This is a genomic window from Lactococcus cremoris subsp. cremoris NBRC 100676 (assembly GCF_001591705.1).
Lineage (GTDB): Bacteria > Bacillota > Bacilli > Lactobacillales > Streptococcaceae > Lactococcus > Lactococcus cremoris.
This window is the reverse complement of sequence record NZ_BCVK01000027.1, coordinates 24,029-33,877: the sequence shown is the minus strand read 5'-3', so window position 1 is coordinate 33,877 and position 9,849 is coordinate 24,029. Positions and strand designations below refer to the sequence as shown.

The 9,849-nt window shown below is 34.0% G+C and carries 10 protein-coding genes and 1 pseudogene; 10 read left to right on the top strand and 1 reads right to left on the bottom strand.

All coding sequences use genetic code 11. The features are described 5' to 3' along the window. Nucleotides 1–911 (bottom strand): helix-turn-helix transcriptional regulator (locus tag LLA01S_RS06330; RefSeq protein WP_255209977.1); only part of this gene is annotated, 911 nt, incomplete at its 3' end. Between the two features lie 69 nt (nt 912–980). Here LLA01S_RS06330 and LLA01S_RS06325 point away from each other — a divergent pair. The 10 genes and pseudogenes from LLA01S_RS06325 (at nt 981) to LLA01S_RS06280 (ending at nt 9,757) form a co-directional block, all read left to right on the top strand. Beyond that, on the top strand, nt 981–1,361 hold the full coding sequence (locus tag LLA01S_RS06325; RefSeq protein WP_061778007.1) for a hypothetical protein: 381 nt from the start codon (nt 981–983) through the stop codon (nt 1,359–1,361). Between the two features lie 288 nt (nt 1,362–1,649). Then, nucleotides 1,650–2,102, top strand: coding sequence for a signal peptidase II (gene lspA / locus LLA01S_RS06320; RefSeq protein ID WP_011676002.1), 453 nt, complete (start codon nt 1,650–1,652; stop codon nt 2,100–2,102). Nucleotides 2,103–2,164: 62 nt separating this feature from the next. Continuing rightward, nucleotides 2,165–3,070: an RluA family pseudouridine synthase gene (locus LLA01S_RS06315; protein ID WP_011676003.1), complete on the top strand. Its 906-nt coding sequence runs from the start codon at nt 2,165–2,167 to the stop codon at nt 3,068–3,070. A 157-nt stretch (nt 3,071–3,227) separates the two neighbouring features. Next, nucleotides 3,228–3,671 (top strand): divergent PAP2 family protein, encoded by a 444-nt coding sequence (locus LLA01S_RS06310; RefSeq protein WP_011676004.1) that lies wholly within the window; start codon nt 3,228–3,230, stop codon nt 3,669–3,671. Nucleotides 3,672–3,813: 142 nt separating this feature from the next. Continuing rightward, nucleotides 3,814–5,453 (top strand): annotated as a pseudogene (locus LLA01S_RS13645) (glycosyltransferase-like membrane protein). 2 nt (nt 5,454–5,455) lie between these two features. Further along, nucleotides 5,456–6,412 carry a glycosyltransferase family 2 protein gene (locus LLA01S_RS06300; RefSeq protein WP_021165202.1) on the top strand — a complete coding sequence of 319 codons (957 nt, stop codon included), beginning with the start codon at nt 5,456–5,458 and terminating at the stop codon, nt 6,410–6,412. A gap of 127 nt (nt 6,413–6,539) precedes the next feature. Next, complete coding sequence (locus LLA01S_RS06295; protein ID WP_061778006.1) at nt 6,540–7,226, top strand: response regulator transcription factor; 687 nt, start codon at nt 6,540–6,542, stop codon at nt 7,224–7,226. 20 nt (nt 7,227–7,246) lie between these two features. Beyond that, a complete protein-coding gene (locus LLA01S_RS06290; RefSeq protein WP_011676008.1) occupies nt 7,247–7,762 on the top strand; it encodes a DUF2127 domain-containing protein in 516 nt (171 codons plus the stop codon). Nucleotides 7,763–7,765: 3 nt separating this feature from the next. Continuing rightward, on the top strand, nt 7,766–9,091 hold the full coding sequence (locus LLA01S_RS06285; protein WP_015082353.1) for an ATP-binding protein: 1,326 nt from the start codon (nt 7,766–7,768) through the stop codon (nt 9,089–9,091). A gap of 9 nt (nt 9,092–9,100) precedes the next feature. After that, the gene (locus LLA01S_RS06280) at nt 9,101–9,757 is read left to right on the top strand and encodes a phosphatase PAP2 family protein (RefSeq protein WP_061778005.1); all 657 of its coding nucleotides are present in this window, start codon (nt 9,101–9,103) and stop codon (nt 9,755–9,757) included. Nucleotides 9,758–9,849 lie beyond the last annotated feature (92 nt).

The window sequence follows — 9,849 nt, the reverse complement described above, 5'->3', positions numbered from 1 at the left end:
TTTTCTAACCATTCAACATAGTTTTTGAGATAAAAATCTGGACCAATTATTTTTAAAGTTGTGCCAAAATTAGCTAAATATTGATAACCAAACTCATGATCTGGTAGAACAAGAGTGGTTTGATAATGGTTTTTATCAACCTCTAGCAATTCACCTGTTTCAACTCCTTCAATTAATTTATCACGAGATTTTTTATGCACGATGACCTCTATTTTGCTTAAAGAAAAATTAAGATTTGGATTTGTATTATCAGTGGACTTAAAAGATTTTTGGTCAAACTCTTTTTCTAACAATGATATTGAAGTTATTCGAGAAAGTTTAAAGGTTCGAAAATCCCCCTTATCTAAACTATAGGAATAAAGATACCAACTAGTATTTTTATAATAAAGTTGATAGGGCTCTACTTTTCGCTCAGTTTGTTGACCATTCTGGTCAATATAGCTGATTTCTATTGTCTTAGAATGCTGAATGGCAAAAAATATTAACTTTTTTGCAGCGGAGAGAGCTTCATGAATCTCTTCAAAATCAATCAGAGTCTTAAGATTATTCATTTTATTTGGTAGTAAACTTTTCAGTTTGTCGATGGTTAAAGCTGTTTCTTTATCAGCCGTAAACTCAGAAAGTCCAGAAAGTGCAATCAAGATATTTTGAATATCAAATTCGGTAAGAAGTCGTTTGTTGAATTTGTAACTATCCATAATTCCAAATCCCCCTTTGGGACCTCGTGTAGTATAGATTGGGATGTGAGCTAAAATCAGACTATCCATATCCCGCAATATTGTTCTTTTACTTACGCTAAATCGTTGAGCAAGTGAATTCGCAGAAATCGTATCATTTTCTAATAACAACATAATAATATTGATTAATCGTTCTATTTTCATTTTTTTCCTAAAAATATTTATTGATGACATACATTTGTCATCTATAATATATTATACTAGTTTTGTAAAATAAAAATAGATTTAAAGGAGGAGTGCAGCATGGAATATGGCTATAATGAACACTCAAAAGTATTTTTTGATTTAGTGATGGAAGGATTGAAGGGTGAAGTTAATGGAAGTAGCTTTTGGGAGGCAGTAGATGATAAGGCAATTTTTCATTTTAATTTTTCTTTCGCAGATTTCCCAAAGTCAATGAATAAAAAAGATTATCTGTCTTGGTTTGAAGATTATAGTGTTCCCTTAACCTCTGGGGAACTTCTAGGGGTGTACAAGGATAAAAGCAAAGAAAGAGAGGTCATAACATTAGAGTATAAAGTTTTAGTCAATAATGACACACAGACTGAAAGTTTTTGCTCAATCATATTTATTGAAAATAAAAAAATAGTTGAATGGCATGATTATATGAATATAAGGGAGTAAACTATCAGATTATGTTATTGAGGAGTTAAGGGAAAGTCTTTCAAAAAAGTTTTAAAAATGATGACAATAAACAGCTAGAGAGACTAATTTAATTAACGACTTGAACTTATAGTGCTAGAAGGCAAAGCATTATAAGTTTTTTTTAGTGCTAAAGAATTCATTGACTGACAGAAAGTATTTTTAAAGGAATTTTCTGATTTTTGGGGGCTTTCTATTTCTGAAAAGGGCTAAAAGTCTATTTTATGATATTTATTGACCCTCGTTGACGCGGTGTGGTATAATTAAAATATGAAAAAATTACTGTCACTTGTAATTATCGTTGTTGGAATTATTGCTGACCAAGTTTTCAAAAATTGGGTTGTTGCTAATATTCAACTTGGAGATACAAAAAAAATTTGGCCAGATGTATTGAGCCTGACTTATATTAAAAATGATGGGGCTGCTTGGTCATCATTTTCTGGTCAACAATGGTTTTTCCTTGTTTTGACACCTATTGTACTCATTGTTGCACTATGGTTTTTGTGGAAAAAAATGGGACAAAATTGGTATTTTGCTGGCTTAACTTTGATTATTGCGGGAGCTTTAGGGAATTTTATGGACCGCGTTCGTCAAGGTTTTGTTGTCGATATGTTTCAAACAGAATTTATGAATTTTCCAATCTTTAATATCGCAGATATCTTACTATCTGTCGGTTTTGTTGTTCTATTTATTGCAATTTTGACGGACAAAGAAACAAAATAAGCTTTTTAAAAAACGAGTGACAGTAAGTAGCATTAAAACCTCTATGAAAAAGGAAAAATCGATTGCCTATAATAAAAATTACTGAAGAAAATAAAGATTTGCGTCTTGATAAAGCACTTGCAAATCAAACAGAGTACTCTCGAAGTTTACTGACAGAGCTTATAAAAAATGACAAAGTTTTTGTCAATAATGAAGCAAAAAAAGCAAAATATAAAGTGAAAACGGGAGATAGAATCGAATTTGAGATTCCGCAAGCCGAGGTCCTTGATGTTGCGGCTGAAGATTTACCCTTGGAAATTATTTATGAAGATTCAGATGTTGCAGTCGTCAATAAGCCACAAGGAATGGTCGTTCATCCTGCGGCAGGACATGCTTCTGGAACCTTAGTGAATGCAATTATGTATCATATAAAAGACCTTTCAAGTATCAATGGAGTCATTCGCCCGGGAATTGTACATCGGATTGATAAAGATACTAGTGGTCTTTTGATGATTGCTAAAAATGATAAAGCACATGAAAGTTTAGCTGCTCAATTAAAAGACAAGACCAGCAAACGTCGCTATTTAGCAATTGTCCATGGAGAGCTTGCCAATGATAAAGGGACAATTGAGGCCCCAATCGGTCGTAATCTTAAAGACAGAAAAAAACAAGCGGTTGTGTCTGGTGGGAAACCTGCTGTGACTCATTTCGAGGTTTTAGAACGTTTTGTTGGTTATACTTTAATTGCTTTACGCTTGGAAACTGGACGAACACATCAAATTCGAGTTCATATGCATTATATTGGTCATCCTGTTGCAGGTGACCCGCTCTATGGCCCGAATAAAACTCTAACACCCAATAAGGGGCAGTTTCTTCACGCAGAAACGCTAGGATTTGAACATCCAACAAGTGGAGAGCTTATGGAGTTTCAAGTTGATGCTCCTGACCTCTTCAAGGAACAATTAGAAAAACTCAGAGAACAAGGTTAAACTTGTTCTTTTTGTATTTTTCATTTAAAATTCATGCTAGTTTTATGATAAAATTTCTTTGTTTTGTCAGCAAATAAGTCAAGATTTAAAAGGCTTATATAGTATAATAAGAGTAGTAAGTGAGGGGTTTTAATTTAGGGGAAATTAAGGAGGGGTTATGAATTTTTTTAGTCAGATATTGCATAATCAAATTCTACTGACAGCAATTGTGAGTTGGGCCTTAGCACAACTCATTAAAATAGGGATTGAGCTCATCCGAACTCATCGAATCAATTGGCAATTAGTTTTTGCAACCGGAGGAATGCCTAGTTCTCACAGTTCATTAGTGGTAGCTTTGGCAACCGCAACGGGATTAAGACAAGGTTTTGAGTCTCCTCTTTTTGCGATTGCAACTGTGTTAGCTTTTGTTGTTTTATATGATGCCCAAGGAATTAGACGGCAGGCAGGGAATCAAGCAAGAATTATCAATCGTATGTTGCAAAATGTTGAAAATGCTGGAATTAAAGTGGACAAGAATCTAAAGGAATTATTAGGACACACACCAATTCAAGTCGTTGGTGGAACTATTTTGGGGATAATTGTTGCACTAATAATGAATTAAAAAGAAAGACACAATCATAAAAATAAAATTTAAAATTTGTTTTTATTGTACTTTTTAGATTCAAAGTTAAAAATGAGAATTTATCATTTGAAAATTAAGGTTATTATAAGAAACAAAGGCCAAGCTATGGTAAAATAGTAATATGAATAATATAGTATTTATTAAGTATAAAAAAAGATTCTGTCTTACTTTAATGATAGGGCTCTTTATTTTAATTAATGGGATTGCTGTATCAATTACGAAGTCGTGGAATAGTGATCATATTATTGCACTTGTGTTAGGAAATCTTCTTTTAGTAGCAGCTTATTTTTATTTTATTGGGATTTTTAGATTATCAAAAAAACTTTTTGCTCCAAAAAATGAAATGGAAATCATTGACGAGTCTGTCAGTAAAATAGAAAGTAAATCTTTTTTGCTGACAGATTTGTCAGTAAAAAAATATTATCAAATAAGTTTTTGGGCAGTAGCGCTCGTGACCTTTATTTTGCCCTTTCTTTTTATGATTCATGTTCCTGATAGCAAGCATGCTTGGGATTACTTTGTCATTTTTAATTCTACAACAGAGTTACATGGTCAGTCTTTTGGGCTTCTCCCAGAAACAGCCTCACGTTTAGGTTACTTCCTGAGATATCCTAATAATCAATTTTTAGGAATCTTATTTAATCAGATTTTTTCTCCTTTTGCTGAGAATGTTCTGCTGAAAATGTGGGTTGTTACAGCCGTTTCTGCTTTGCTGACAAGTCTTGGTGTTCTAGCTGGAACTTTGAGTGTTAAAGCTTTAAGTGGGAAAAGACATGCCATTTTATATAATGTTTGTGCACTTGGTTTCTTACCTTTTTATGTATATGGCGCGCAACTTTATAGTGATACGATTACTTTGCCTTTTGTATCTTTCGGATTGTTATTTTTCATTTATGCAATTAAATCAGACAAGTTAAATCGACAAATTCTCTGGTATTTCTTGGCTACTTTACTGACAGTTTTAGGTTATGAATTTAAACCGACTGTCTTAATTGTACTTATTGCTGCATTGGTTTTCTTAGGCCTTAATAAAAAGTGGAAGCAACTTTTACTTTTAATCCCTATGTTTGCTCTCTTATTTGTTGGGGACATTTCATGGTCAAAGCAACAATTGCGACAGAGCCTGCTTTTTCACAGGAAGCAAATGAACGTCATAATCTCCCGATGATGCATTGGATTGCCATGTCTTGGGCGCCTAGCAATAAAACAGGGGGATTTAATAAAAAGATTCGTCAGTATTCTGAATCTTTCCCCACTTATGAGGCGAAAAAAGAGGCAGATAAACAACTTTTTATTGATAATATTAAGAAAATGGGACCTGCTGGTATTGTCAGACAAATAGGGCGGAAATTGTCCTATACGTGGCTCTATGGCGACTTGAATAGTGCTTTTTATACCTATTACCATGAAAATAAATTCATTAATCGTTATTTCGATTACCTGTCAGGAACATCTTTAACTTCTTTAGATGGACCGGGGAATATTACAGGTTGGTTTATGCTTAAAGCTGTTCAAACGCTGTATTGGATTGGCTTAGCTGTATTGCTTTGGCGACAAATTTGGCGGATTTTAAGTCGTAAAAAGAACTGGTCAAATCCTTGGTTTGTTCCAGCTTTAGCCTTTGTTGGATTGAGTTTTTTCCTTATTCTTTGGGAAACAAATTCACGTTATCTTTATCAATTTGCACCAGTAATGATTGCCTTAGCAAGTCTAGGTTTAATTGATAATCAATTTAAAAAGAAAAAAAGAGTTAAGGAGTGAATATGACTAAGATTCTTTATATGGTCGTGCCATTTTACAACGAAGAACTGGTACTTGATGAAACTTCCGAACGTCTCAAGGCCAAATACGAACAATTAATTTCGAATGATATCATTAGTCCAAAAAGTAGAATCGTTTATGTTAATGACGGATCAAAAGATAAAACTTGGGAAAAAATAAAAGAAAAACATGCAGAAAATTCAATGTTTAGTGGAATTAATCTTACAAGAAACCGCGGACATCAGAATGCTTTGCTTGCTGGCCTATTGACGGTTAGAAATCTCGCAGATTGTGTTATCTCAATGGACGCTGATTTACAAGATGATATTAATGCCATCGATGAAATGCTCGAAAAATTTGAAAATGACGGCTGTGATGTTGTTTATGGAGTACGAGATAATCGTGAAACGGATACTGTTTTCAAAAGAAGAACAGCAGGAGCTTTTTATAAATTGATGCAAGGATTGGGTAGCCAAAGTGTTCCTAACCATGCGGATTTTCGTTTAATGAGTCGTCGTGCTTTAGAAGGTTTAGCACAATTTCCTGAGCAAAATCTTTTTTTGCGAGGCATGGTTCCTTTAGTTGGCTACAAATCTGAGATTGTATACTATAAACGCGGCGAGCGTTTTGCCGGAGAAAGCAAATATCCTTTGAAGAAAATGATTAGTTTCGCTATCGACGGAATTACTTCTACCTCGGCAGCACCTATGCGTCTAATTTTTTGGATTGGCTTAATTTGGTTTATTTTGGCCATTGTAGGAGCAATTTATATCATTGCCCGTCATTTTGTCAATGGTTCTGATGTTGCTGGTTGGGCCTCAATCATGCTAGTTGTTGTTGGTTTTGGTGGAGCGAATTTGTTGGCCTTGGGTGTAATTGGTGAATATATCGGGAAAATTTTCCTTGAAGTTAAACAACGTCCGCGTTATTTAATTGAAGACTTCATTAACGAAGATTAATTTAAAAAATGATAAAATATCATTAATTATTCAGAAAAAACGTATGGTTTTTTTGTTTTAGGCTTGATATAATAAATTGGCAGTTAAAACTTAAATAAAGAAAGCTGTTAAAGAGAAAGGGGAGGAAATGACTTATCATGTATTAATTGTTGAAGATGAACCTAGTATTTCTGATTATGTTAAAAAAGAATTAGTCTTTGAAGATTATCAAGTATCAACAGCTTTTGATGGTCTTGCTGCCTTAGAGGTGTTTGAGCAAGCAAAACCAGCGGTAGATGTCGTCTTGCTTGATTGGATGATTCTCAAATTAGATGGTTTGACCGTCTTACGACGCATGAAGAAAATTCAACCCAACACACCGATTATATTTTTAACGGCGCGTGATTATATTGGTGATAAAGTTGCTGGTTTAGATGCTGGAGCGGATGATTATATCACTAAACCTTTTGAAATTGAAGAACTTTTAGCTCGTCTGAGACTTATCTTTAGAAAGTGGTCAACTTCTTGCTCAAAAGTATATGAACTTGATTATCTAAAGGTAGATTTAACGGCTCATACAACGGAAGTAGCGGGAAAAACAGTGAATTTGACTCAAAGAGAATTTGCTTTGTTAAGTTATTTTTTAGAACATCGTGGTATAGTGGTTAGTCGAGCAGATATTTTGGATGATGTTTGGGGAATGGATTTTGATGGTCAGGAAAATACAGTAGATGCCTATGTGCGTTATCTGCGTGCTAAAATTGATCTTCCAAATCATAAATCTCTGATTGAAACAGTTCGTGGAGTAGGCTATCGCTTGAATGACGAAGGTTGAAAAATGAAAAGAGGTAGACCATGGAAAAAGTAAAAAACAAAGAAGAATTATTGGATGTCAGCTTTAACGCCATGCTTCTTGGGAAAAGTATTTTTGCATTCGTTGAATTTTTATCTGGTTTACTTTTGATTTTTATTCCACTTGATTTGATAAAATCAACAATTCAACATTTAGCAGCATCGATTGCTTTTGCTCCACTTTCAAGCATGATTACAAATGCAGGAGAGAGAGTGACAAGTGATGCGACTCTATTTGCTGTTATTTATCTACTCCTACATGGTGCCTTAAAATTGGTGACGCTCGCTTTGCTCTGGCGCAAGATTTTATGGTCATACCCTTTATCAATCGTGCTTTTGCTTGGTTTTATCACTTATCAAATGTTCGAATTTTTCAATCATGGGGCGATTCCAATGCTTGCCTTGTGTGTGGTTGATTTGGTAATGATTACCTTGACTTTATTAGAATATCGAAAATTGAAGGCACAACTTTCAAAGGGGCAATCATATTCATCTCTGAAAAATATTAAAATAAACTAACGAATGAAAAAAACAGAATCTAAAACAAGTGCCAACATCATCACAGAAACTTTTGTCCGTATATTTTTGATTTTTACACTCCTTGTTACGATAATTGTCTCAGGAATTGTTGCTTTTACAAGTTTACAAATCCGAGAGAGTGAGGGGACGTCTCTGATTTCTTCGGTACAAGAAGCGGCAGAAAATGGTAACGTAAACTGTGATGAATTTAAACTGGATAGTGAAAAAGATGAAAAATCTACTTTTGTTAGACTAACAAGGGCTTCTGGAGATATTGATGAAAGTCATGGCACATCACATTTTTTAAAGTCACGGCTTTCTTGGGGCAATTTTAGTCTGTCAAAAGATGTTATTTTTTGGTATAGCTCAGAAACGGCCAAGAATGGGAACAAAGTAGAATTATGGTTAAACATAAATATTGTTGTAAAATCAATGATAAGGGCGATATTAGTCATTGTCGCTGTCATGATTATTCTCTTTTTTATCGCTCTAATTTTAATTCGAAAGGCCGCAAATACAATTAGCCAGCCTTTGACTGATATGATGTTAGCGACTGATGAAAAAGAAGTTAAACAATTACCAGTCAGTAAAAATCCAATTGAAGTTCGTCAGCTAAGTCAAAGTTTTAATCGCTTATTAAACAGATTAAATCAAAAAATTGAGAATGAGCAGCAGTTTGTTTCGGATGCTTCACATGAACTGAGGACGCCCGTTGCTGCAATTCGTGGGCATGTCACTTTATTAAAAAGAAGATGGCATGAGCATCCCGAAATTATTGATGACTCGCTTTCTTATATTGATGAAGAGTCCCTGAGAATGAAAGGACTTATTGAAAATTTACTGACAATTTCTCGAGGAAATCATTTGGAAGTAAATAAAGAAAAATTTAACTTGACTGAATTTACTGACAAAGTGGTCAGTGAAATTCAACCTGCTTTGAGCCAAAAAATTACATTTAATGGAAAAAGCGGGATTTTTGTCAGGGCTGATAAAATGTCACTTTATAAAATCATCATTGTTTTTATTGAAAATGCTGGAAAATATTCACCCCAAGATTCAGAAATTAAAGTAAAAATTAGTTCTGAAAATCATCAAGTAGAGCTGCAAGTTGCTGATGAAGGAGTGGGTATTCCAGAAGAAGAAAAAATTAATATTTTTGAACGATTTTATCGTATTGATAAATCCCGTTCGAGTGAAATTCCTGGCACAGGTCTTGGGCTTGCGATTGCTAAACAATATGCGCAATTAAACCATGCTGAAGTCTTTGTCACAAACAATACTCCGAAAGGATCAATTTTTCATCTCCTTATGGAGTCTATAGAAAACTAAACTTATATTATGAATAAAAAAAATTACTATATTTTGGGTACTTTGACGACCCTCGCCTTTTTAATTTTAACTGTACTTGTGAAAATATATTACACACACGCTCCTCTCCCGTTTGATTCTCCGATTCAAAACTGGGCTTTTCACTTACAAAGTTCTTCGGGACTCACATTCTTTTTTTCTCACATGATAAATATTTTTGGGGATAAGGGTGGTATAATTGTAGCCGTCTTACTTGCTTTGGTTCTCTATTTGATATTTAAAGAAAAGAAAGCAACGATTTGGGTTGCTACAATGGTCATATCAAGTTTGCTTATCAACACAGCGATTAAGATGATTATTGGGCGTGACCGTCCAGAAATTCATCGTCTAGCTGCTTTTGCGAATGAAGCTGGAAAAAGTTTTCCGAGTGGTCACTCTATATTTGCAACAATTATTTTTGGAAGTATTTTCTTTATTTGTCTTAGAAAATTAAAAAATAAATCTTCTAAGATTGCCTTAGGAATTCTCTGTTTGATATTGATTGCAACAGTCATGTTTTCAAGAATTTTTGTAGGGGTCCATTATCCGAGTGATACAATTGGTGGTTTCCTAGAAGGAATGAGTCTATTGTTGTTCACTTATCCGACATTTATTAAATACCAAGAAGCAGCTAAAAAAGCCAATTAATTATTAATTGGCTTTTATTATTGTTGCAATTAATATTATACCAATTTCCGTTTTTTATATAAAATTAGATTATTTTTCCTTGACATGAACCA